22 protein-coding genes are annotated in these 23,836 nt (G+C 37.5%); 18 read left to right on the top strand and 4 right to left on the bottom strand.

Going from position 1 to position 23,836, the window contains the following annotated elements; genetic code table 11:
• Positions 1-5 precede the first annotated feature (5 nt).
• The 3 genes from JG735_RS05245 to rsmD are packed head-to-tail and all read right to left on the bottom strand — an operon-like array spanning position 6 to position 1,623.
• Positions 6-242: a hypothetical protein gene (locus tag JG735_RS05245; RefSeq protein ID WP_201334035.1), complete on the bottom strand. Its 237-nt coding sequence runs from the start codon at positions 240-242 to the stop codon at positions 6-8.
• Positions 239-1,045, bottom strand: coding sequence for an ABC transporter permease (locus JG735_RS05240; protein ID WP_201334034.1), 807 nt, complete (start codon positions 1,043-1,045; stop codon positions 239-241). The genes JG735_RS05245 and JG735_RS05240 overlap by 4 nt, the downstream gene beginning before the upstream one ends.
• Complete coding sequence (gene rsmD, locus JG735_RS05235) at positions 1,042-1,623, bottom strand: 16S rRNA (guanine(966)-N(2))-methyltransferase RsmD (protein WP_201334033.1); 582 nt, start codon at positions 1,621-1,623, stop codon at positions 1,042-1,044. Before rsmD ends, JG735_RS05240 begins: the two co-directional genes overlap by 4 nt.
• A gap of 75 nt (positions 1,624-1,698) precedes the next feature.
• Between rsmD and JG735_RS05230 the strand changes: the two genes are divergently transcribed.
• From JG735_RS05230 to JG735_RS05165, 14 genes are all read left to right on the top strand, one after another.
• A complete protein-coding gene (locus tag JG735_RS05230; RefSeq protein ID WP_201334032.1) occupies positions 1,699-2,916 on the top strand; it encodes an argininosuccinate synthase in 1,218 nt (405 codons plus the stop codon).
• A complete protein-coding gene (gene rplI / locus JG735_RS05225) occupies positions 2,913-3,356 on the top strand; it encodes a 50S ribosomal protein L9 (RefSeq protein WP_201334031.1) in 444 nt (147 codons plus the stop codon). Before JG735_RS05230 ends, rplI begins: the two co-directional genes overlap by 4 nt.
• Complete coding sequence (gene hslV, locus JG735_RS05220; protein WP_012082373.1) at positions 3,356-3,892, top strand: ATP-dependent protease subunit HslV; 537 nt, start codon at positions 3,356-3,358, stop codon at positions 3,890-3,892. The genes rplI and hslV overlap by 1 nt, the downstream gene beginning before the upstream one ends.
• The gene (hslU, locus tag JG735_RS05215; protein ID WP_201334030.1) at positions 3,892-5,223 is read left to right on the top strand and encodes an HslU--HslV peptidase ATPase subunit; all 1,332 of its coding nucleotides are present in this window, start codon (positions 3,892-3,894) and stop codon (positions 5,221-5,223) included. The genes hslV and hslU overlap by 1 nt, the downstream gene beginning before the upstream one ends.
• An 8-nt stretch (positions 5,224-5,231) precedes the next feature.
• Positions 5,232-6,113, top strand: a complete 882-nt coding sequence (gene era / locus JG735_RS05210) for a GTPase Era (protein ID WP_201334029.1) — start codon at positions 5,232-5,234, stop codon at positions 6,111-6,113.
• Positions 6,114-6,199: 86 nt separating this feature from the next.
• The gene (locus tag JG735_RS05205; protein ID WP_201334028.1) at positions 6,200-7,717 is read left to right on the top strand and encodes a hypothetical protein; all 1,518 of its coding nucleotides are present in this window, start codon (positions 6,200-6,202) and stop codon (positions 7,715-7,717) included.
• A complete protein-coding gene (pilO, locus tag JG735_RS05200; RefSeq protein WP_201334027.1) occupies positions 7,714-8,349 on the top strand; it encodes a type 4a pilus biogenesis protein PilO in 636 nt (211 codons plus the stop codon). The genes JG735_RS05205 and pilO overlap by 4 nt, the downstream gene beginning before the upstream one ends.
• The gene (locus JG735_RS05195; protein ID WP_201334026.1) at positions 8,331-8,753 is read left to right on the top strand and encodes a hypothetical protein; all 423 of its coding nucleotides are present in this window, start codon (positions 8,331-8,333) and stop codon (positions 8,751-8,753) included. The genes pilO and JG735_RS05195 overlap by 19 nt, the downstream gene beginning before the upstream one ends.
• Complete coding sequence (gene mshL / locus JG735_RS05190) at positions 8,754-10,277, top strand: pilus (MSHA type) biogenesis protein MshL (RefSeq protein ID WP_201334025.1); 1,524 nt, start codon at positions 8,754-8,756, stop codon at positions 10,275-10,277. It begins immediately after the preceding gene.
• Entirely contained in the window at positions 10,264-11,061 is a 798-nt protein-coding gene (locus JG735_RS05185) for an ATP-binding protein (protein WP_236584369.1), read from the top strand. Before mshL ends, JG735_RS05185 begins: the two co-directional genes overlap by 14 nt.
• Positions 11,054-11,863: a CDC27 family protein gene (locus JG735_RS05180; protein WP_201334023.1), complete on the top strand. Its 810-nt coding sequence runs from the start codon at positions 11,054-11,056 to the stop codon at positions 11,861-11,863. The genes JG735_RS05185 and JG735_RS05180 overlap by 8 nt, the downstream gene beginning before the upstream one ends.
• Entirely contained in the window at positions 11,856-12,413 is a 558-nt protein-coding gene (locus JG735_RS05175) for a hypothetical protein (protein ID WP_201334022.1), read from the top strand. Before JG735_RS05180 ends, JG735_RS05175 begins: the two co-directional genes overlap by 8 nt.
• A gap of 12 nt (positions 12,414-12,425) precedes the next feature.
• A complete protein-coding gene (locus tag JG735_RS05170) occupies positions 12,426-14,156 on the top strand; it encodes a GspE/PulE family protein (RefSeq protein ID WP_201334021.1) in 1,731 nt (576 codons plus the stop codon).
• Complete coding sequence (locus JG735_RS05165) at positions 14,153-15,391, top strand: type II secretion system F family protein (protein ID WP_201334020.1); 1,239 nt, start codon at positions 14,153-14,155, stop codon at positions 15,389-15,391. The genes JG735_RS05170 and JG735_RS05165 overlap by 4 nt, the downstream gene beginning before the upstream one ends.
• Here the strand turns inward: JG735_RS05165 and JG735_RS05160 are convergent, their stop codons facing one another.
• Positions 15,392-17,407 carry an ATP-dependent helicase gene (locus JG735_RS05160; RefSeq protein WP_201334019.1) on the bottom strand — a complete coding sequence of 672 codons (2,016 nt, stop codon included), beginning with the start codon at positions 17,405-17,407 and terminating at the stop codon, positions 15,392-15,394.
• A 70-nt stretch (positions 17,408-17,477) separates the two neighbouring features.
• Between JG735_RS05160 and JG735_RS05155 the strand changes: the two genes are divergently transcribed.
• The 4 genes from JG735_RS05155 to sufB all read left to right on the top strand — a co-directional run bounded on the left by JG735_RS05155 (position 17,478) and on the right by sufB (position 23,831).
• Positions 17,478-20,093 carry a valine--tRNA ligase gene (locus tag JG735_RS05155; protein ID WP_201334018.1) on the top strand — a complete coding sequence of 872 codons (2,616 nt, stop codon included), beginning with the start codon at positions 17,478-17,480 and terminating at the stop codon, positions 20,091-20,093.
• A 24-nt stretch (positions 20,094-20,117) separates the two neighbouring features.
• A complete protein-coding gene (locus JG735_RS05150; protein ID WP_201334017.1) occupies positions 20,118-21,596 on the top strand; it encodes a SulP family inorganic anion transporter in 1,479 nt (492 codons plus the stop codon).
• Between the two features lie 9 nt (positions 21,597-21,605).
• Positions 21,606-22,286, top strand: coding sequence for a dUTP diphosphatase (locus tag JG735_RS05145; protein ID WP_201334016.1), 681 nt, complete (start codon positions 21,606-21,608; stop codon positions 22,284-22,286).
• A gap of 111 nt (positions 22,287-22,397) precedes the next feature.
• On the top strand, positions 22,398-23,831 hold the full coding sequence (sufB, locus tag JG735_RS05140) for a Fe-S cluster assembly protein SufB (RefSeq protein WP_201334015.1): 1,434 nt from the start codon (positions 22,398-22,400) through the stop codon (positions 23,829-23,831).
• Positions 23,832-23,836: the final 5 nt, after the last annotated feature.

Below are 23,836 nucleotides of genomic sequence, written 5' to 3'. Positions count from 1 at the left end.
TTATCCTAAAAAAGAGAAAGTCCCAAAGCCGCAAGTAAGGCGATAAGGCCTTTTGCTTTGAGTTCATCATAGAGTTTGAGATGTTCATCTGCATAGATAATTTCAAGCTCTTCTTGGGTAAACTCCTCTTTTTTAAGATGGTGTTGCGTTAAGCGGGCTTGAACTCGAAGCTCCACTCTTTTCTCAATTGCTTCTTTTGCCTTTGTCTGCAGGTGTTTTGGGATTTTTTGTAAAAATTTCATAGCATGGACTCTTTTCTATTTGTCAGTTTTTGAAGATAGTCGCTGATATTAATAAGACTCAATGTAACCAAAAAAATCATAAGTCCGGGGAAAAAACTGACCCACCAGGCGATATCAATTACCTCTTTCCCTTCGCTCAAAATCGATCCCCAACTCATTTCGGGAGGCAAAACGCCAAGGCCCAAAAAGCTAAGACCCGACTCTGCCAAAATAGCTCCTCCAACCCCAAACGTAAAAGAGATGAAAAAAATTGGTGCAATAAGTGGAGTAAAATATTTTAATATTATTTTATATGAATGAACTTTCGCTATTTGCAAAATTTTTGTAAACGGTTTTTTCGCTATGGCAAAACTTTCGCTTCGTATCATCCTTGCCGTACCCATCCAACCCGTCAAAGAGATGACGATGATTAAAACAAGCGCAGAAGCCTGGATATAACTCACAAGTGCCAAGAGAAGAAAAAATGTAGGAAAGGTTAAGAAAAGATCTACAATTATCACAAAAGATTTATCTATAAAACCTCGAAAATATCCCGCACTCACTCCTGCTATCAGACCAATAAACGAAGAGATCACTGCACTTCCTACACCTATTATTAAAGAGTTCTGTCCACCTTTTATGACCCTTGCCAACAGATCCCGCCCCAATCTATCGGTTCCAAACGGATGATCCATCGACGGAGGAAGCAAAATGGCATTTTTATTTAAAAGATAAGGATCTGCAGAATAGACAAATCCACCAAAAAAGACCAAGATGACGATAGCTACAAGTATAGAAATGCTAAAAAATGGTAGTTTTTTCATTGATAAAAACTTAATGAACTCTTTCCATATTTTTTCGTTTTTTCTTTGTTGTATTTTCCAAGCGAGTTCCCAAAATCGTGAGTGCTCATATGCTCGATGATGATAGATTCTACAACCTCTTTAGGAATCTTTTTGATAGTTTGGGCGACTTCATCATAAATATCCTCATATCCTTCACGGATACTGAATGGCGGATCGAAATAAAAATAGGCTTTCTCTTTGTTTCTCTTTAACTCCTCAATGATATCCCAAAGAAGTTCAAATGCATCGCCATATCGAACCAAACATGAAGACTCATCACAGTTTTGTACATTTTTTTTCAAAACTTTGTATGAATCTCTGTTCTTTTCGATAAAATAGACCCTTTTTGCTCCACGGCTCAACGCTTCCAAACCCACACTGCCACTTCCACCAAATACTTCTACAAAATTTTTGTCAACAATATCAAATTGCAAAATATTAAACAGCGCTTCGCGTAAAATGTTTTTGGAACTTCTCGTTACCTCTTTTTGGGGTAGAAGAAGCTTTTTTCCTTTATATTTTCCGCCAATGATACGTGTTGAAAGCTCTTTTTTCATCTTTGTTCCTTTAGCAAAATTTTATCATAAAGATTTTTTGGATAAAATTGTAAAAACTTTATACAAAGGGTGTCAATGACAAAAAAAGTAAACAAAGTTGTTTTGGCATATAGCGGAGGTTTAGATACTTCCGTCATTTTAAAATGGCTGCAAGAGACATACAATTGTGAAGTCGTTACGTTTACTGCCGATATCGGTCAGGGTGAAGAGGTGGAACCAGCCAGGGAAAAAGCACTCAAGCTTGGGATAAAACCGGAAAATATCTTTATCGAAGATCTGAAAGAGGAGTTTGTTCGAGATTATGTTTTTCCAATGTTTCGCGCCAATGCCATCTATGAAGGAGAGTATCTTCTTGGCACTTCCATCGCACGACCTCTCATTGCAAAAAGACAGATCGAAATCGCTCAACAAGTGGGTGCCGATGCAGTAGCACACGGTGCCACAGGAAAAGGAAACGATCAAGTACGATTTGAAATCGCTTATCTCTCTTTAAATCCAGATATCACAGTAATAGCACCATGGAGAGAATGGGATCTCAATTCTCGTGAAAAACTTCTGAAATTTGCTGAAGAACATGGGATTCCTATCGAGAAACATGGCAAAAAGAGTCCCTACTCCATGGATGCAAACTTGCTCCATATCTCATACGAAGGCGGGATTTTGGAAGATCCGTGGGCAGAACCAGAAGAGGATATGTGGCGATGGACAAATTCCATCGAAAATGCTCCAAATGAACCAGAATATATCACCATCGATTTTGAAAAAGGCGATCCGGTCGCAATCAATGGCGAACCTTTGAGTCCGGCAAAACTTTTAGAAGCACTGAACGAATACGGGAAGAAGCATGGAATCGGCAGAATCGACATTGTAGAAAACCGATTTGTAGGTATGAAAAGCAGAGGATGCTATGAGACACCAGGCGGTACTATTTTGCTCAAAGCCCACAGAGCCATAGAGAGCATTACATTAGATAGAGAAGAGGCACATGAGAAAGACAAACTGATGCCAAAATATGCAGAACTCATCTATAACGGATTTTGGTTTAGCCCTGAGCGAGAAATGATGCAAGCAGCTATCGATAAAACGCAAGAAAATGTGAATGGTACAGTACGACTGAAACTATATAAAGGGAATGTTTTTGTGGTTGGAAGAAAATCTCCAAACTCTTTATTCGCACCAGAATTCAGCACATTCGAAGAGGATGAAGTCTACAACCAAAAAGACGCTCAAGGTTTTATCAAATTGAATGCATTGCGGTTTATTATCGAAGGTCATGTAAGGAGAAAAAAATGAAAGTATTACTTATCAAAGATGTAAAAAATCTAGGTAAAGCTGGAGAAGTCAAAGAAGTCAAAGATGGATATGGGAAGAATTTTTTGATTGCACGCGGATTTGCCAAATTAGCCACTCCAGATGTAATTGAGGCATGGGAGAAAGAACAAGCGAAAAAAGCCCAAGAAGAAGCAGCTGAGATAGAAAAGCTCAAACAGCTCAAAGAAAAAATCGAATCTACAAAACTTATTATCAAACATAAAGCTGGGGCCAACGGGGCGCTTTTTGGGGCCATTACAAATAAAGAAGTAGCTGAAGAACTGAAAAAACAGGGCATAGAAATCGATAAAAAACATATCGATATTCATCCGCCTATCAAGCAAACAGGTGAGTATGAGGTGGATGTAAAGCTTGGACATGGCATCCATGCAAAATTAGACCTTGTGGTAGAGGCCGAATAATGTTTGAAGCCACAACGATACTTGGCTATAAAGGTGACGGAATTGCCGTCATTGGAGGCGATGGACAGGTAACTTTTGGAAATACCGTCTTAAAAGGCAACGCCACCAAAATAAGGACACTCTACAACGGACAGATCTTAGCCGGATTTGCTGGGAGCACTGCAGATGCTTTTAATCTTTTTGATATGTTTGAAAAGATCTTAGAAAACAAAAAAGGCGATTTACTTAAAAGCGTTATTGAGTTTTCCAAAGAGTGGAGAAAAGATAGATATTTGCGACGGCTTGAAGCAATGATGATCGTACTCAATACAAAACATATCTTCATCCTCAGCGGTACGGGAGATGTAGTTGAGCCGGAAGATGGCAAAATTGCTGCCATCGGAAGTGGAGGAAATTTTGCACTTTCAGCTGCACGAGCACTCGACAAACACGCCAATCTTGATGCAAAGACACTTGTGGAAGAGTCTTTAAAAATTGCGGGAGAACTCTGCATCTATACCAATACAAATATTAAACTCTTAACCTTGGAGGAGTAATGGATTTAACACCAAAAGAGATAGTTTCCTATCTTGACGAATATATTATAGGCCAAAAAGATGCAAAAAAAGTCATTGCTATCGCTTTACGAAACAGGTATCGTCGCATGCAGCTTCCCAAAGAGATGCAAGATGAAATTACTCCTAAAAATATCTTAATGATCGGAAGCACCGGAGTTGGGAAAACTGAAATTGCCAGACGCCTTGCAAAAAGTCTTGATCTTCCTTTTGTCAAAGTCGAGGCCAGCAAATATACTGAAGTAGGCTTTGTTGGACGTGATGTGGAGTCGATGGTACGAGATCTTGTAGCAAATGCTATCGTTTTAGTCAAAGAGATTTATAAAGAGAAAAATGCCAAAGATATTGAAGAGTATGTAACAAAAAAAATTTTGGAAAAACTACTGCCTCCTCTTCCTAAGATGGCGAGCGAAGAGAAAAAGAGCGAATATCAAAAAAGCTATGAAAAGATGAAAGAGCGTCTTGAAAAAGGGGAACTGGACAATCTCAAAATTGAAATAGAACTCCCGAAACACTCCGTAAGTCTAGAAGATACAAACTTACCACCCGAACTTGCCCACGCACAAGAGTCCATTGCAAAAATTTTTACATTGGGTCTCAATAAAGAAAAGATAAAAAAAGAAGTAAGTGTCAAAGAGGCAAAAGAGTTACTGAAAAACGAAGCAAGTGAAGCACTGCTTGATATGGAGCAGATCAAGCAAGAAGCACTCAAAAAGGCTCAAGAAGAGGGAATTATCTTTATCGATGAAATTGACAAAGTTGCTGTATCAAGCTCCTCGCAGGGGAGACAAGACCCAAGCAAAGAGGGAGTCCAACGAGATCTTTTGCCGATTGTCGAAGGAAGTACAGTCAGTACAAAATGGGGACCAATCAAAACAGATCACATTCTTTTCATTGCTGCCGGAGCGTTTCATCTGAGTAAACCAAGTGATCTTATTCCGGAGCTGCAAGGCCGTTTTCCGCTTCGGGTAGAACTCGATTCACTCGATGAAGATGCCCTATACAAAATACTCACAATGACCAAAAACTCTCTTATCAAACAGTATCAAGCCCTTTTGGCTGTTGAAGGTGTCAAACTGGAATTTACCGATGATGCACTTCGCGCTATCGCCAAATATGCCCATAGTGCCAATCAAAAAATAGAAGATATCGGCGCAAGAAGGCTTCATACCGTTATAGAAAACCTACTTGAAGAGATAAGTTTTGAAGCAGACGAACATAAAGGCGAAACGATTACCATCGATAAAGCATATGTTGATGAGAAACTAGGTGAAGTCGTTGCAAACGAAGACTTAGCAAAATATATCCTATAAGGCAAAAGATGTCCGAGACCAGATCTGGCTTTGTTGCCCTTATTGGGCGACCAAACGCTGGGAAAAGTACACTTCTTAATTGGCTACTTGGCGAAAAAATCGCCATGGTAAGCCATAAAGCACAGGCTACGAGAAAAAGGCTGTATGCTATTGTTATGCATGGAGACGACCAAATTATTTTCATCGATACGCCAGGCCTCCATGAAAAAGAGAGGCTTCTCAATAAATTTATGCTTGAAGAGGCCATCAAGGCGATAGGAGATTGTGATCTTATCCTTTTTTTGGCTCCTGTAACTGATCCGATAACCTACTACGAAAAATTTTTAGAACTTGCAAAAAAGAGACCACATATAGTCGTTTTAACAAAAATTGATATGGTCAGTAATGAAAAATTACTGCAAAAAATAGCCGAATATCAAAAGTTTCAGAATCAATTTTTAGAACTTGTACCGGTTTCAGTAAAAAAAGATATCGGCAAAAAAGATCTTTTGGATACAATCGTGCGGTATCTTCCAAAACACCCTTACTATTACGATCCAGAACTCCTTACAACTGAAAACATCAAAGATATCTACAAAGAGCTTATCAGAGAAGCGATTTTTGAAAATGTAAGTGATGAAATTCCTTATGAAAGCGATGTAATTATTGAAAAAATCGAGGAGTCCCCTACTTTAGACAAAGTCTATGCTATGATCATAGTGGAAAAACCTTCACAAAAAGGTATCCTCATAGGAAAACAAGGGACAACGTTGAAACGAATCGGAAAAGATGCCAGAAAACTGATGGAAGAGTTCAGCCAAAAGAAAATCTTTCTTAATCTTTTTGTCGTTGTCAAAAAAGGATGGACAAAAAATAAAAAAGATCTTGAAACAATCGGCTACAAATTGTAGCATTTCCATACTAATTCTTTATAATTATGTCAACTTTAAGAGTTTTATAGTTACGATATATTTAAAGAAAGTTAGGAAATAGCGTTATGGAAAGAAAAGAGTATAAAAAGATTGTAGGGATAGATCCTTATTTCCGAAAATATTTCGTTTTTGATAACCATAAAAACGAAATAAGACTATACAATGATGTACGAACTTCTAAAAATGATATCCATACTTCCTATTTTCTGACAAAAGATACCATCATCTCAAATATAAAAGTCAGTCGAAATGTCCCTCAAGAGGATCTTGAAGATATTTTGACAACAAAAGCATATGATGAACTAGAACTCGATCCTACGGCAGAGTACAAAATCTCCTTTTTGGAACTACCCACCGATTTACATAGCAAAGAGAGAGAATTTCAGCTGTTTATTACAGAATATGCCACACTTCATGATACATACGATGAATATATTGAAAAACTTGGTTATTTAGATTTTATTTTTCCAGTCCCGTACTTATTAAAAACACTATATACAAAAGAGATTCTTGTCGATTATGAAACCCATCTTTTTATCTATTTTCAAAACAGTGACGCATTTTTAACGATTTATAAAAATGGCCATTTTGTATATACAAAGTCATTAAAATTTTCATTTGCATATATGGCAGAACGACTTACGGAACTCAAAGGCTCAGAAGTCACAATTGAAGAGCTCATTGCAAATCTAAGTACCTACGGCCTACGCCTTTCGGATTACGAAGAGTTGCAATACTATATGCAAATTTTTAGTGAACTATTTATGCATATTAATGACATTCTAATCTACGCCAAAAAGTCATTTGACATAGAGAATATTGACAAGATTTTTATCAGTTCCGATATTGGCCTTATACAAGGTATCGAAGAGTATGCCCAAACTTATTTAGGACAGAAAGCTTACGATTTCGATTTTGATTACGGAATCCACGTTGCAGATCCGTCAGTAACGCATATACATCTTCTCACTGTTCTGACAACTCAAGATTGCCTCGAAGAAGAGGAAGAGTGTGTCAACTTTACTATTTTTGAGCGGCCTCCAGCATTGTGGAAACGTCCAAGTGGTAAGCTCATTATGGCTATTGCGGCTTCTTTGGTTTTAGGCTTTTCATATCCTATTTACAACTATTCCATGGCCTACAAATATCAAATAGAAAAGCTCCTTTTACAAAAAAAATATGCCAAAATTCATGCTAAAAGAGTATCATTAGAAAGTCAAATTAATCATATAAAAAACGAAATCAAAAAAGTTGATCAACAGATACAAGCAGTGACAAGACATTTGCATGAAAAAGAGCAATCACTAAAACGTATCTTTGATAAAAAAGTTCATTACAGCATGAAAGCTGTTACAATAGCAGACTTCGCTCAAAATATCAAAAAACATAAACTTCATCTCCTAGAACTCAATAATACAAATAAAGAGTTCAATCTACTGGTCACAGCAGCTGACGACAAGCGCATCACGGAATTCATAAAAGATATTACAAATAACGCATCTTCAAAATACGACATAACTACAAAAGATATCAACAAAACAAAAGGACTCTATATGAGCTCCTTGAAGGTGAAGAGCAGATGAGTACATTGCTTCAAAAGATCGACTCCTATTTTTCACAAAAGAGTGAATTTGAAAAACTAGCCTATTATTCGCTTATTTTTCTTATTATAGTTTTTATTGCAAATGAATATATTCTTCCCCTTTCAAAAAAGAAACTTACTCAAGAAAAGAATGCAAAAGAAGCAATAGAACAAAAACTCAATATGGATAAAGCGTATATAGCGTCCATTTCTCGAAATGGTGATGAAACCTATTTTATTAAGAAGTTATTGAAAGAAAAACAGCAAAAGAAAGAGAAACTTGCTGCCTTGTTAGATGAAAAAAGTTATCTCAGTATGAAACTCAAAGAGCTTACTCCGCTTTTATATAATAAGAAAAAATGGGCTTCTTTTTTGGATTCCATCACTGCTAAAGCTAATAAATACAAAATAGATGTGGAATATATCGCTAATGAATTTATCCAAAATACAAAAGAGTTTGGTCATGTACTTGAAATAGAGGTAGACGCCAAAGGGAATTTTAAAAATATTCTTGCTTTTCTTAATTCTCTCGAAGAGAGCGATCTCGTTACAGACATTTATGAAATTTCAATGAAGGGTAAATCGCCTATTCAACTCCATTTTAAGGTATCGGTATGGGGAATAAACTATTAATCACACTGCTTTTTACATTGGCACTATTAGCAAATTCTCAATTTAAGGGAATTGATGATCTTATTGTAAAAATAAAACAAAAACGTGTTGGTCTGTCACCTATTGTAATCAACAACATCCCCAATCCCTTTGTAGACGAAAAAAAATTGAATCAGTTGGCAAAAAAAAATAAAATCCTTACAAAAAGAAGACATATATTAAGATTGTATGCCATTTTCCAGGATAGAGCAAAAATCAATGGACGTTGGTATACGATAGGAAGCAAAATCGGATCGTATACGATAAGATCCATAAAGCCGGATAAAGGAGTGGTCTATCTTTTATCCAAACATAGAACCGTACGCCTTTATCTGCAAAAGAAAAAATCTAAAAATATTATTATACGAACCAAAAAAGGATCATAAATGAAAAAGAGTCTTCTTTTTTTACTTCTTACAATCACACTACTGTTTGCATCCAATCGATGTAATGAAAAACTGTTTAGCATAAAAAGTACAGCAGGAATATCCATCAAAGAGTACATTGACAATCTAGCTCAAGAGTGTGATTACAATATCATCATTAAAGATAAATTTGCTAAAAAGAGACTCTACAAAAGATTACAAAAAATATCTTTGCACAACGTCACACTTCAAGATTTTTTAGATCTCTTGCTAACAGAAAATGATCTTACCTATGAATTGGATGACAATATCCTTAAAATAGGCTATCTCATTACGAAAACATTTCATGTCGATTATGTCACATCGAAAAGAACAGGCGAAACAGTAACCGATGCCTCTGTCGATGTAGGAAACAGCCTTACTGGTACAACTAGTGGTACAACAACTACAACAAGTACCCAATCGTCTGGAAGTGGGGATGTGAATAAAATCACTTCCAAAGATGAATTTGATTTTTGGAAAGATATCAGTACAGAAATACACGGTATTTTAAATAGACCAGAAGATGAATATAAAGCGCCGGACCCTATCGTCAATATCAATGCAGGATTAATTACTGTAACAGCAACCAAAAAGCAGATCGAAAGAGTGGAAAAATACATTGCAATGATTCAAAACAGACTTCATAACGAAGTCATGATAGATGTCTCTATTTTGGCTGTCATTCTCAATGATCAGTATACCAACGGTATTGACTGGAGCAGATTTTCACTACTTGTGAATGGTGATTATGGAGCGGATAACACATTTACACCGGGAACAAATACCAAACTACTCTCCTACACCCGTGTAGGATCAGGAACTTCAACTAGTAACTTTAACGTACAAAGAACTATAGGTTCATACTTCGATGCTTCTGTCAATCTGGCCGGAATTATTAACTTTTTAGAAAAAAACGGGCAAGTCATCACACTATCAAACCCAAAATTGATGACACTTAACAATCAACCGGCTATAATTTCAATAGGCGATACAATCAATTATAATGTACCTACTTCCATCGTCATTTCACAAAACGGTGGTCTTGGTACACAGTCCTTTACCCCATCTTCTGTCTTTATCGGTATTCTTCTTAATATCACGCCAGAGATTACAGAAAATGGTGAAATTATACTTAGGATCAATCCTTCTATTTCCGAGCCAAGAGATCCAAAGCAGCTTGATCAGACAACAAACGAAAACGGCATACGGCAAATAGCTCCAGATATCAGTGAAAAGAAAATTTCTTCTGTTGTTAAAGTAAAAGACGGTTCGACACTTATCCTTGGAGGTTTGATCTCGAATATTAAAAATTTTACAATTAACGGTGTTCCTGTCTTACGAGACATTCCTGTCCTTGGTGGTCTATTTCGAAGCAAAGCAAGAAACAACAAACGATTTGAACTAGTTTTTGTCATCAGACCAAGAATCATTAAAAACAGTTCTACAGACAATTACAGTCTCAAAGATTTAGGTTACAATATTGTCGACCATGCAAAAAAATAGAAACAATATCTATGAAGAGGCAAAAAAAGTTTTTATAGATACCAATTCACCTAAAGAGTATGTGAAGTTTGAATCGAATATTCGTTACTTACAGCATCTTCATGAGTTTTATAACTCTGATCAGAAAATCTCTGTTCTTATAGGCAAGCCGGGGATTGGCAAAAGTATGCTTCTCAAAAGGTTTGTCTATGAAAATCCAAACCCAAAACTCATTTTATACGACAAACCTTTTTTTAAAAAATATGAACTAGAAAAACAACTTGCAAAAGATCTTTTAGGACAAAACACGAAAAATTTTATCGAAGAGATTGAAAACAATCTGGAAGATTTTGAATATACGGTTATCTTAGACGAAGTCCAGTTGTACGATGATTATATGCTTGAATTTGTTCGTATTGCCAGTGATACGAAAAAAATAAAATTCATCTTGTCACTTCACGAAATAGACAATGAATCTGCTTTGACAAAAGAGCATTTTACATCACGTATCTTTAGTTATATAACCATTAAAAACCCTTCTTTACCTGAACTTTTTGTCTATTTCCAAAAGAAACTTCTCAGTAGTAATCTGTATGAGCTGTCTGAAAGTCTCAAAAAAAGAGACCTTCAGTTTATCTATCAGTTTACACAAGGAAACTTAAGAGATACAAATAAGTTTTTATATACACTCTTTGATATTCTCTCATATTACAACGAACACAAACCCTCCGTATTGAAATCGTTAAAAATCCCAAAAAAATTTCTTGAAATGAGTGCAATCCATTTAGGATATATCAATGCATGAATATGAACTCTTAGAAAAAAGATGGAAAAAATATAAAAGAAAAAAAACACTACGAGTAATTGTAATTACAACTATTTTTTTGAGCCTTATACCATTGGTATATTTTTCGAAACCGATTCTGACTAAACAATTTCTGCAGCCTTCTATAAAAGAGACAAAACCTACCACAAAAAAAGTTGTTCACAAAAAGCAAGCTAGCAACCAGAAACCACAAGCAAATAACAAACAAGAAACCAATATAACAAAAAAGAGAGAAATTGCAAAAATTACTCACAAAAACATACCTAAAGAAAACATGAAAAAAGAGACACTTTTTTTACCGAATAAAGATTTTGAAAAAAATTTGAAAGAGATCATTGAGAAAGAATCCAGAAAGTTGGAAAACAGTGTTCAAAAAGAGTCGGCATATATTGTTAAGACAAATCCTGTGGTGAAAAAATTACCAAAAAAGAGTTTCGATCAGAAAACAAAAAACTCTATCTTGATTCAAAAAAAAGAAGCAAAGCTTACCACACTTATTGCTAATTTTTATAATGCTCCTTCATATTCAAAAGCACTCATTATTGCCCAAAAATATTATGAACAAAAAAAGTATAAAAATGCTCTAAAGTGGAGTCTCAAAGCCAACGAACTCAATAAAAAGAATGAAGAGAGCTGGATTTTGTTTGCAAAATCTTTGTATAACCTTGGAGAAAAAAAGAAAGCACTCCAAACATTGCAATTTTACCTTCAAAAAAATCCGCTTTCCAAAAAAGCAAGAACTCTTTATTTTTCAATGAAAAAGGGTATGTTCAATGAATAAAATCTTTTTTTTCATGCTATTTTCACTCATATTATTTGCTAAAGAGGCTACTGTTACAAAAGAGAAAATCATTCAACTGTATCAAAAAAAAGAGTATGAAAAAATATGTCATTTGGGATACCGAAAGTTCAAATCGATCAGAAATGACCAAAATCTCATTTCGTTATATGCTTTTTCCTGTCTTTATGCAGATTATATCGATAGACTCGCTATACCAATAATAGCATTGACAAAAACGAAAGAAGCCAGACAAAACAGAACCTATTTCTCTCTTATTTTGACGCAAAAAAATATGCTCTATTCAGCAATTATCGATCATATCACCATAAAAGGTGTCCAGCTCCCTATGACCGATCATGTCATTTCAAGAGTTGCCCATCTCTTTTTCCAAAACCACTATACAAAAAGAGACGGACACTATTTTTTACAAGATCCAAAAGATCCTAAAATTTCCTATGAGGTTTATCAAGAAAAAAGTCGATATAATAGACCATATCTAATTATAGAAGAACATATCGGATCGACTATTATTAAACATAAATTTCTTTAAGGTACTAAGAGTATGGGAAAAGAACGATTAATAGATTTTTTACAAAAACATTTCCGTCTCAATTTCGATAAAAACAGGAATTCAGTTTCTACAATTATCAACTATCTTATAGAGCAAGGCCATTTAACACAGGCACAAATCGTACAAGAAATTGCAAAAGCGTTAAGACTTGGCAAATTGGAAATTCAAGATATCACCTCTTTGCCTTCGAATCTTTTGACAAAAGTATTGCAGACATATGCAAAAATCTTAAACATAGAATATATCGATATGGACAGTTATCCTATCGATATCAAACTCATTTCCAAAATCCCCCTCAATATTTTGAAAAAATATAACTTTTTACCCGTCAAAGAGACTGATTTAAATGTTATCGTTGCCGTAAGTGATCCACTCGATATAGGTGCGCAAGAGCAAGCACAAAGGCTTTTCCCTAAAAAACCGATTAAAATAGCCCTTACATCTGCACAACAACTTGAATATTTTCTCAATAAACTCGAACTCAATGAGAATATACGAGAATACATCAACGAAATCAGAAAAGATCTTCAAAGCGGCGGTACAAATAAAGAAGATCTGCAAGAATCGAGTGCAATATTAAAGCTCATAGAAGCGATCATCAAAACAGCAGTTCTTTCTCGGGCCAGTGACATCCACATAGAACCGACAGAACACAACTGTATCGTGAGAAATAGAATCGATGGCATTTTAACGGAAAAGTTCATATTCGATAGAGACATCTATCCACCGCTTTCTTCACGGCTCAAACTACTAGCCAATCTCGATATTGCAGAAAAGAGAAAACCGCAAGACGGACGTTTTAGTGCACAGATTTTAGGAAAAGAGTATGATTTTCGTGTTTCGACTCTTCCAATAATCACAGGGGAATCGATTGTTATGAGGATTTTGGATAAACAAAAAGCTATGATCCCCTTGGAAGAAGCGGGTATGAGTCGAAAAAATTTTGAAATTTTTACAAAAGCGCTTAAAACTCCTTATGGAATTATTTTAGTTACAGGTCCTACCGGAAGTGGTAAATCAACAACACTATATGGTGCACTCAATATGATCCGAAGCGTTGAAAAAAAGATCATTACTGTTGAAGATCCTGTAGAGTACCAAATCAATATGGTCCAACAAGCCCAAGTCAATCCAAAAATCGGTTTTACTTTCGCTGCAGCCCTGCGATCGATTCTCAGACAGGACCCTGATATCGTTATGATCGGTGAGATACGAGACGAAGAGACACTGCGTATTGCCACCCAAGCGGCTCTTACAGGACACCTGGTACTTTCTACACTCCACACCAATGATGCAATCAGTTCCATCAACAGAATGATCGATATGGGTATTGAGCCCTACCTCGTCAGCGGTGCGCTTATCGCTATCGAAGCACAACGGCTTGTTCGTAGAATATGCCAATATTGTAAAACGGAAATCGAAATCGAACCCAATGTTCTTGCCGAAATCAAAGAGTATTTACCAAAACAGTACAAATTTTATAAAGGCAAAGGATGTAAGCATTGTGATTTTACAGGTTACAGCGGTCGAGAAATGATATGCGAAATTTTAAAAGTGGATGACGAAATCGCAAGACTCATTGCGAAAGAAGCTCCCAAAGAAAAAATTGAAGAAACAGTCATTGCAAAGGGATTTCAAACAATGTTTGAAGATGGAATCATGAAAGCATTAGAAGGATCCACTACAATCGATGAAGTATTTAGAGTAACGAGGTTGCAATGAAATATTACAATGTCACACTGATTACACGAGGGAAAAAAGAGACCGTTTTACTGAAAGCCGAAAATAAAAAAGAGGCTTTGGAAAAAGCAAAACTCAAATACGGTGGTTTGATTATTCGTGCACTGGAAACATCACCGCCGGTCGAGGAGCGTTTTGAAGAATTCAAACGCTATTTAATGGAACAAAGAAAAGGTAAGATCAACAGGGAAGGTCTTATCGCCGCTATCAGACAGCTTGCCGTTATGACAAATGCCGGTATATCGTTGTATGATGCATTAATGGAGGTTGCAACCCAAACAAATGATGCAAAACTAAAACAGATTTTTTTAGATATAGCAAACGGCATCAATTCCGGGATCAGTTTTTCTGAAGCACTGAAACAGTATCAAAACGAGCTTGGCAGTCTCGTTATTACGATGGCGACATTAGGAGAAAAGACTGGGGACATGGCCCATGCTCTTTTTACACTTGCTTCAATCTTGGAACAGATTAATGAAAATATCAAAAAATTCAAAAAAGCGGTCCGCTATCCTATAATCGTTCTTAGCGCAATGGCTATTGCTTTTGTTATCGTGATCTCTTATGTTGTTCCAAAATTCAAATCGATATTCGATAAATTTCATGCGGAACTCCCGCTTCCAACGAAAATTCTCCTGGGTCTGGAACATCTTTTCAATACATATGGTTTATATGTCGTAGGAGCTCTTCTTATAGGAATTTTTCTGATACGCTTTTTTTACAGGACCAACAAACAATTTAAATATGCAACGGATAAATTTCTTCTTAAAGTCTATTTAATTAAAGACATTGTCTTCTATTCTCAAATTCATAGATTTATGCTTGTCTTTTCTGAATTGGTACGTGCCGGTATTCCAGTCGTAGACGCTCTTGACAATTCTGTGACACTAGTAGATAACGCCATTATCAAAGAGCGTCTTCAAATCATTAAAAATCTGGTTCAAAAAGGAGCATCGATAAGTGATGCATTCAAAGATACTGGCCTTTTTGAAAATATGCTCATACAAATGATAAGCGCAGGTGAAAAAAGCGGTCAGCTCGAATCTATGCTTCAAAAGGTCACGGAATATTATGAAATGAAATTCAATCATATCCTTGATAATCTCTCAGCATATATCGAACCGATACTGCTATCCATTTTGGCAGCCCTTGTTCTACTTCTTGCTCTTGGGATTTTTCTACCGATGTGGGATATGGCAAAAGCTATCAACAAGTAACTATTCAATGAGTCCAGCCTCTTTTAAAAAGCGGCTGGGCAGAAACTCCTGTTTTTTTAACCGATCATATTTTGCGAAACTGAGATACAAAATCTCCTTTGCCCGTGTAACAGCTACATAAAAAAGTCTTCTCTCCTCTTCTATGCTGCCACCTTTTGCAATAAGTTTTAAATTTGGAAACCTTCCTTCCATGAGATCGACAATATAGACCTCTTTAAATTCGAGCCCCTTACTCGCATGAACTGTCAAAAGCTGTACTCCCTCTCCTTGCGCCATCTCGTTCCCACCAAGCACCATGGCATTGTAAAAGCGATAGATATCCTCATACATCTGAGACAAATGATGCACTAATGCAATTCGTCTTTGAATCCTCTCAAACGCTTCATCCATCAACTTTTGATCAATTGTCCCATCTTTCAGTTTTGCCCTATTTTGAGCTATTTTTTTGATAATATTATCAAATATGAAAGAATCTTTGACGAGTTGTATAAAAGTTGTAGGTCGCTTGATCCTTTTTATCTCTTTATAGAGCCCCAAAAGTGTGTCCAGATACAATACCGCTTCTTCGCTCAATCTCGGATGTGTTAAGACTGGATGTGATTTTATCGTTTCACTTACATCTAAAGAAGCAAATCTGCTTTTACTTCCTATTTGCAACATATCATCAAAGAGTCCTAGTTGCTGATTGCGAACCTTTTTTTCAAAAGGATTTTGTATATCAATAGGCTCTTTAATTCCTTTAACTATATCTCCGTCTCCACATCGTTGCAGTGCCTCAAAAATCTCTTTCGCACTGCTTGCCCCAACCCCCTTTGCATACTCAAAAATATGGATGAATGCCAAAAGATCTTTGGGATTGATCAAAACAGAAACAAGATCGAATAGCGCTTTGATCTCTTTCATCTCAAAAAAACTTTGACTTCCTTTTCTTTTGCAACCAATGCCTTGCTCTCGCAAAGCTGCCTCAATGCCGTCTGCACTGGCATTATTCCGAAAAATTACGGCAATATCCTCTTTTGGTGTAAGACTTCTTTTGATACGCTGGGCGATATTTTCATACTGTTCATACAGATCAGAAAATGCAAGGAGTATTGGTTTTTTGGGATTTTTCTGATTTACAACTTCCAATTTTTTAGGAAAAATCCTCTCATTATGCGAAATAACTCTGTAGGCAAGATCCAAAATATAGTACGTTGATCGATAGTTTTTGGAAAGATTGAATATATTGGCATTGGGATATCGCTGTCTAAATCCAGCGATAATCTCTATATTTGCTCCATTGAAGGCATAGATACTTTGATCATAATCCCCTACACAGAACAAAGAATCGAAGCGAAGGCTTTCCAAAAAGTGCGCTTGCAAATTATTCGTATCTTGATACTCATCTACCAAAACCTCATAAAAATTTTGCAAAGCCTCTTTGTGTTTGATGGCTTGCAACAAAAGATCATTGAAACTCAGAAAGCCATACTCCTCTTTCATCTCTTCATATTCTTGCACTATGTCATTATATACAGCACCAAAAGCTGTTTGTTCCTCACTTCTTTTGCCTATCCATTGCCCAAAATCTAATTCAAATTCGCTGTTTTGATAGAGTGAATAGAGATCAAAAAGCGTAGTTGCCGCATAGGGTTTTGTATCTGAAACTAATGAGAAATCCCGTTTTTCATAAATACTTTTAAACAAAATTTTCAACTCTTTAGGCTGTTTGAGAACAACTTTGGGATTCAAAGATTTGAGCCACCTGTAACTTACTGCATGAAATGTTCCAGCCTCAATCTCTTTCGCTTTTTTGCCAAATACTCGCTCAACTCTTGCAATCATCTCTGCAGCTGCTTTATTGGTAAAAGTTAATAGAAGTATCTTTTTGGGATCTATACCTTGTTGCAAAAGATAAGCAATGCGAGCCACTATTGTAGATGTTTTTCCTGTTCCGGCACTTGCAATTACAAGGTTGTATCCAGGCTTTGCCGTAGCTGCTGCCAGCTGTTCAGGATTCAGTGTTGAAAGCGGCATATTTTCCTCTATGGTGAATTTATCTCTTTTTTGGTAAAATCGGCCCCAAATGTCAGGATAAAGGGTTTCAATGAGCAAAGCAACCAAATATGATCCCAAAAAAGTAGAGAAGCAATTTTATCAAATTTGGGAGACAAGAGGCTATTTCGAAACAGAGGGAAACAAAAAGATACAAAACGGTAAAACATTTTGTATCATGATGCCTCCTCCCAACGTTACAGGACGTCTTCACATCGGTCACGCCCTCACCTTCACCCTTCAAGACATCATGGTTCGCTATAAGCGAATGGATGGATATGAAACGCTTTGGCAACCTGGAACCGATCATGCGGGAATCGCTACACAAAATGTCGTTGAAAAGCAACTTTTGGCCAAGGGTATCAAAAAAGAAGAGATCGGACGAGAGAAATTTTTAGAGTATGTTTGGAAATGGAAAGAGGAGTCTGGCAACGCCATAGTCACTCAGCTTCGACTCCTTGGAGTTAGCCCGGCCTGGAGTAGAGAGCGTTTTACAATGGATGAGGGGCTTAAAAATGCAGTGCGCGAAGCTTTTGTAAACTTGTACTATGAAGGGCTCATCGTCAAGGGTAACTATATGATCAACTGGTGTACACACGATGGAGCCCTAAGTGACATAGAAGTCGAGTATGAAGAAAAAGATGGAGCTCTATACTACATTAAATACCCTATCGTAGATAGTGATGAGTATCTGGTTGTAGCAACAACAAGACCAGAAACCTATTTTGGCGATACCGCTGTAATGGTCAATCCAAATGATGAACGATACAAGCACTTAATAGGCAAAAAGGTACGTCTTCCACTTATTGATAGAGAAATTCCAATTATTGCCGATGAGCATGTTGATATGGAGTTTGGGACAGGGGCAGTAAAAGTCACTCCTGCACACGATCCAAATGACTATGAAGTTGGGAAACGTCACAATCTTCCATTTATCACTATCTTTGATGAAAATGGGATCTTAAACAAAGAAGCTGGCGAATTTGCTGGAATTGAGAGACTGGAAGCCAGAAAAAAAGTAGTAGATAAGCTTAAAAGCGAGGGGTTCATAGAAAAAATAGAACCTCACAAACATCAAGTTGGACACTGCTATCGATGTGGTAATGTGGTTGAACCATACATTTCTCCACAATGGTTTGTGAAAGCTGAAATTGCCAAAGAGGCTGTAAAAAAAGCAAACGAAGGAGAGACAAAATTCTACCCTCCCCAATGGCTCAACAACTTCAACGCCTGGATGAGAGAGCTTAGAGACTGGTGTATTAGCAGGCAGCTTTGGTGGGGACACAGAATTCCTGTCTGGTACTGCCGAGCATGTGGACATGAGTGGGCTAGCAAAAAAGAGCATGAAGAGACCTGTCCAAAATGTGGCAGCACCGATATCTATCAAGACCCAGACGTTCTTGATACCTGGTTTAGTTCTGCTCTTTGGCCATTTTCAACTCTTGGCTGGGGCAACGGTGATTGGGGCAAAGGTGTAAAATGGTTTGAAGATGATCTCAAAAAATTCTATCCAAACGATCTGCTCATCACGGGATTTGACATCCTCTTTTTCTGGGTAGCTCGCATGATGATGATGGGAGAACACTTTTTACATAAACTCCCTTTCAAAGATGTCTATCTTCATGCACTCGTTCGAGATGAGCATGGACAGAAAATGAGTAAATCAAGAGGCAATGTGATCGATCCGATCGACACAATTGAAGAGTACAGTGCCGATGCTTTGAGATTTACTCTAGCAGCTTTGGCCGTGCAAGGCAGAGACATCAGGCTTTCAAAAGAGAGACTGGAGCTTTATAGAAATTTTACCAATAAACTCTATAATGCAGCCAGATTCTTACAGATGCATCAAGAAAAATTTGAAGATCTAGAAAGTATCCAGATTAAAACCGATCTTGGAAAATATATGCTTAGCCGATTTGGCACCGCTATCGCGGAGACAAGAAACAATCTTGACAATTATCGATTCAATGATGCTGCAACAACACTTTATCGGTTTTTATGGGGTGAATTTTGTGATTGGGGGATTGAACTGAGTAAAGCAAATAAAGACTCCATCCCTGAACTTGGTGCCATTTTTAAAGAGTCGATGAAATTGTTACATCCATTTATGCCATTTATCACCGAATATTTATACCAAGAACTGAGCGGGACATCGTTGGAAGATAATGAATCTATCATGATTCAACCATATCCAAAAGCAGCTCATATCGATGAAGAGATTGTGAAACGATTTGAAACACTTATCGATGCAATCGTCTCTATCCGACGGGCAAAAGCCCTTATCGATATGGCAAACAAATCTATTCCAAAAGTTTTGATCAAAGGTGATCTAGAAGAATCCGCAAAAGCTTATATTGCTAAACTTGCAAAAGTAGAAACGATCGAATTTGTAACTGAACCAGTAGAAAACGCGGTTGCGGATATCGGTAAGTATGTAGAAGTTTTCATTCCACTTGAAGGCATCGATCTCAGTCCAATCATCAATCGACTCAATAAGCAAAAAGAGAAACTCAACAAAGAGATTGAAAAACTGAGTAGAATGCTTTCAAATGAAAATTTTGTCAAAAATGCTCCTCAAGAGGTCGTTGCACAAAATAGAGCCGCACTTGAAGAAGCCAAAAACAAGCTTTCTACTATCGAAGAGGAGTTGGCGAGACTCGCTCGCTAACTCTTTTTATGCTAAAGGAATTTCTTGTCACTGCAAAAACGATACAACTTCACTACAAATCCAAAAAATGACATATTAAGCGGTACAGTTGTTGCCGTTGCATTGATACCAGAAGCAATCGCTTTTTCACTCATTGCAGGTCTCAGTCCACAAATAGGGCTTTATACTGCATTTATATTAGGGCTCATTACAGCCCTCATTGGTGGCAAACCTGGCATGATCAGTGGTGCCACTGGCGCAGTTGCAGTCGTACTGGTGGATCTTGTTATCAAACATGGCGTAGAGTATATGTTCTGGGCTGCGATACTTGCCGGTATTTTTCAGGTACTCATAGGAGTTTTGCGTCTTGGAAAATTTATTCGGCTTGTTCCACAACCCGCAATATACGGTTTTGTCAATGGCTTAGCTATTGTCATTGCCACAAGTCAAATACCACTCATAAAAGATAGCAACCTCATGACAATCTTTTTAATTGTTTTGACAATGGCAATCATCTATCTTCTTCCACGATTTACAAAAGCAATACCGGCAAGTCTCGGTGCATTGATCGCCATAACCGCACTTGTACTTCTTTTCAATATTGATACAAAGCAGATAAAGGATCTGGCAGATATCAGCGGTTCGTTTCCAACATTTCACATTCCAACTGCACCACTCAATTTTGAAACGATACAAACCGTTTTACCCTACTCTGTTATCATCGCTCTCGTTGGACTTATTGAGTCACTGCTGACTCTGTCGGTGCTGGATGAAATGAGCGGAGAGCGAGGCAGCGGAAACCAGGAGTGCATCGCCCAAGGCGTTGGGAATATGACATGTGGTCTGTTTGGAGCGATGCCTGGATGCGCGATGATAGGACAGTCCATGATCAATTTCACCAGTGGCGGTACTGGCAGACTCTCTTCACTTACAGCGGCGGTCCTACTCATACTGTTTGTAGCCGTACTGAGTAAATACATTTCTCTCATTCCTCTCGCAGCACTCGTGGGTATCATGTTTGTGGTCGCCATAGCCACATTTAGCTGGAGCAGTCTTGGCCATTTCAAAAGGATGCCAAAAGAGGATCTTTTTGTCATGGTCGCTGTAACCATCATCACAATCTTTGCCGATCTGGCAATTGCAGTTATTGCCGGAGTCATCATCTCAGCACTCGTTTTTGCATGGAAACATGCAAAGATTTATGCAAAAACACATATGGAAGGGGGACGTAAAATCTACGAACTTGAAGGTCCCCTATTTTTTGGTTCCGTCCACTCCTTTTTAGAGAAATTCGATCCCAAAAATGATCCTTTTGAAGTAGTAATAGACTTTAAAAATGCAAGGGTTATGGATCAAAGTGGAGTTGAAGCTATTGACAAAATTACGAGAAAGTATAAAGAGGCGGGAAAAAGCATTGTTTTACGCCATTTGAGCCCTGAATGCAAGCAGCTTTTAACGGAAGCCGGTCCATATTGCACATGGGAAGAGGATGACCCAAACTATAGAGTCGCAATAGATTATTAAGGAGTCAAAATGGAAAAAATGGTTGAAATGTTCACATTGCAAAACGAATTGAACAATGACACAAATGGCACACAATGGCGAAAAGGAGTAACAAAACAGGGAAAACCAATAAATTGGAAACGGTGTATCTACATGGAAACAGCGGAACTTATCGACTCATTCCCTTGGAAACACTGGAAGAGCATCGATGCGAAACCGGATTTGGAAAATATCAAAATCGAACTTGTCGATATCTGGCATTTCCTTATGAGCCATCTGTTGGTACACAATGCTTTGGATGAAGCCGTGAAATTGGCCAATAACTTCAAAGAGGAAAAAAGTGATATAAAAATCCCAAAAGAGTGGAATAATGAAAAACTGGATGAGATTTTGGATCCCTTTGAAGAGTTGATGGCTCTTGCCATGGTGAAAAATGATTCAGCTATGATGCAAGAAGAGCTTTTAAGCCAATTTTTTAAAGCTTGCGATGCAGCAGGTCTTGGTTTTGATGAACTCTATCAGCTCTATATTGGCAAAAACGCACTCAATCAATTTCGACAAGCCCATGGATACAAAGAAGGAACATACAAAAAGATATGGAACGGAAAAGAGGATAATGTCGTCATGCAAGAAATTCTTGCTTCCAATCCTTCTATGAGCTACAATGAACTTCTCCAAGCATTAGAAAAAGCATATGAAGAGGCGGAATAACGGCCTCTTCGTAAAATAAGACTAAATTACTCCTATTTATCTTTGGTAAATAAGATAAATTTTATCTTATTTGTGCTACATTACGAATAGAACACTTATGAAGGAAACGCCATGGGAATGGAAAAAGTCGACAAAATTATCAATTCCGACTATGAACTCGGATTTGAAATCGACGTCGAAGAGGAGAAAGCTCCTCCAGGATTGACAGAAGAAACAATCAAGTTCATCTCATCAAAAAAGAATGAGCCGGAATGGATGTTAGAACTTCGTCTCAAAGCATTCCATGCCTGGCAAAAAATGGAAGAACCCAAATGGGCGAAGGTAACCTATCCTCCAATTGATTACCAGTCGATCAGCTACTGGGCTGCTCCCAAAAAAGCGCTTGAAAGCCTAGATGAAGTAGATCCGGAAATTTTACGAGCCTACGAAAAACTTGGAATCCCATTAGAAGAGCAAAAAGCGCTTGCAGGGGTTGCCGTTGATGCCGTTTTGGATTCAGTTTCTGTAAAAACGACATTTGTAGAGGAACTGAACAAACTTGGAATCATTTTTTGCTCCATCTCTGAAGCAATTAGGGACTATCCTGATCTTGTAAAAAAGTATATGTTCAGCGTTGTACCGATGACGGACAACTACTTTGCAGCACTCAACTCAGCAGTTTTTAGTGACGGGACATTTGTTTACATTCCCAAAGGGGTTAAATGCCCTATGGAGCTTTCCACCTATTTTCGAATCAATGCCCAAAATACAGGACAGTTTGAAAGAACCCTCATTATCGCAGATGAGGGAAGTTATGTAAGTTACAACGAAGGATGCTCCGCTCCTAGCAGGGATGAAAACCAGCTTCATGCGGCTGTGGTGGAACTCATCGCCCACAAAGATGCCCATATCAACTACTCCACGATTCAAAACTGGTATCCAGGAGACATTGAGGGGCGCGGAGGAATCTACAATTTTGTTACAAAAAGAGGACTATGTGAAGGAGAAAACTCCAAAATCACGTGGACACAGGTTGAAACAGGTTCTGTGATTACATGGAAATATCCAAGCTGTATTTTAAAGGGTGACAATTCTGTTGGAGAGTTTTACTCTGTTGCTATCACCCGTCTTGCGCAACAAGCAGATACGGGAACAAAAATGATCCATATGGGCAAAAACACAAAAAGTGTCATTATCTCTAAAGGAATTTCAGCACAAAAGGGACAAAACAGTTACAGGGGACTTGTTAAAATTGCTGAAAGTGCCAAAGGGGCAAAGAATTTTAGTGAATGTGATTCGCTGCTCATAGGGGATAACTGTGGAGCGCATACCTTTCCATATTTAGAGAGCAAATGCGCCAGTGCTCAGGTAGAGCATGAAGCGACCACAAGTAAAATCAGTGAAGAACAGCTCTTTTATCTTCGACAAAGAGGGGTGAGCGAAGAAGATGCTGTGAGTATGATCGTTCACGGATTTTGTAAAGATGTTCTGAGTAAACTCCCGATGGAGTTTGCCGTTGAAGCAAAAGCATTATTAGATTTAACATTGGAAGGAAGTGTAGGATGAGTGTA

Source organism: Nitratiruptor sp. YY08-10 (assembly GCF_016629565.1).
Taxonomy (GTDB): Bacteria; Campylobacterota; Campylobacteria; order Campylobacterales; family Nitratiruptoraceae; genus Nitratiruptor.
Note: the sequence above shows the minus strand (reverse complement) of the source record. Positions and strands in the feature narration are given on the sequence as shown.

Bases quoted from the DNA above. Each gene is read 5' to 3' on its own strand.
- JG735_RS05205 (WP_201334028.1), top strand. From the start codon at position 6,200: ATGGAAAGAAAAGAGTATAAAAAGATTGTAGGGATAGATCCTTATTTC.
- pilO (WP_201334027.1), top strand. From the start codon at position 7,714: ATGAGTACATTGCTTCAAAAGATCGACTCCTATTTTTCACAAAAGAGT.
- JG735_RS05145 (WP_201334016.1), top strand. From the start codon at position 21,606: ATGGAAAAAATGGTTGAAATGTTCACATTGCAAAACGAATTGAACAAT.
- JG735_RS05195 (WP_201334026.1), top strand. From the start codon at position 8,331: ATGGGGAATAAACTATTAATCACACTGCTTTTTACATTGGCACTATTA.
- JG735_RS05175 (WP_201334022.1), top strand. From the start codon at position 11,856: ATGAATAAAATCTTTTTTTTCATGCTATTTTCACTCATATTATTTGCT.
- JG735_RS05230 (WP_201334032.1), top strand. From the start codon at position 1,699: ATGACAAAAAAAGTAAACAAAGTTGTTTTGGCATATAGCGGAGGTTTA.
- JG735_RS05185 (WP_236584369.1), top strand. From the start codon at position 10,264: ATGCAAAAAAATAGAAACAATATCTATGAAGAGGCAAAAAAAGTTTTT.
- era (WP_201334029.1), top strand. From the start codon at position 5,232: ATGTCCGAGACCAGATCTGGCTTTGTTGCCCTTATTGGGCGACCAAAC.
- hslU (WP_201334030.1), top strand. From the start codon at position 3,892: ATGGATTTAACACCAAAAGAGATAGTTTCCTATCTTGACGAATATATT.
- JG735_RS05160 (WP_201334019.1), bottom strand. From the start codon at position 17,407: ATGCCGCTTTCAACACTGAATCCTGAACAGCTGGCAGCAGCTACGGCA.
- JG735_RS05240 (WP_201334034.1), bottom strand. From the start codon at position 1,045: ATGAAAAAACTACCATTTTTTAGCATTTCTATACTTGTAGCTATCGTC.
- hslV (WP_012082373.1), top strand. From the start codon at position 3,356: ATGTTTGAAGCCACAACGATACTTGGCTATAAAGGTGACGGAATTGCC.
- rsmD (WP_201334033.1), bottom strand. From the start codon at position 1,623: ATGAAAAAAGAGCTTTCAACACGTATCATTGGCGGAAAATATAAAGGA.
- rplI (WP_201334031.1), top strand. From the start codon at position 2,913: ATGAAAGTATTACTTATCAAAGATGTAAAAAATCTAGGTAAAGCTGGA.
- JG735_RS05170 (WP_201334021.1), top strand. From the start codon at position 12,426: ATGGGAAAAGAACGATTAATAGATTTTTTACAAAAACATTTCCGTCTC.
- sufB (WP_201334015.1), top strand. From the start codon at position 22,398: ATGGGAATGGAAAAAGTCGACAAAATTATCAATTCCGACTATGAACTC.
- JG735_RS05155 (WP_201334018.1), top strand. From the start codon at position 17,478: ATGAGCAAAGCAACCAAATATGATCCCAAAAAAGTAGAGAAGCAATTT.
- JG735_RS05165 (WP_201334020.1), top strand. From the start codon at position 14,153: ATGAAATATTACAATGTCACACTGATTACACGAGGGAAAAAAGAGACC.
- JG735_RS05245 (WP_201334035.1), bottom strand. From the start codon at position 242: ATGAAATTTTTACAAAAAATCCCAAAACACCTGCAGACAAAGGCAAAA.
- JG735_RS05180 (WP_201334023.1), top strand. From the start codon at position 11,054: ATGCATGAATATGAACTCTTAGAAAAAAGATGGAAAAAATATAAAAGA.
- mshL (WP_201334025.1), top strand. From the start codon at position 8,754: ATGAAAAAGAGTCTTCTTTTTTTACTTCTTACAATCACACTACTGTTT.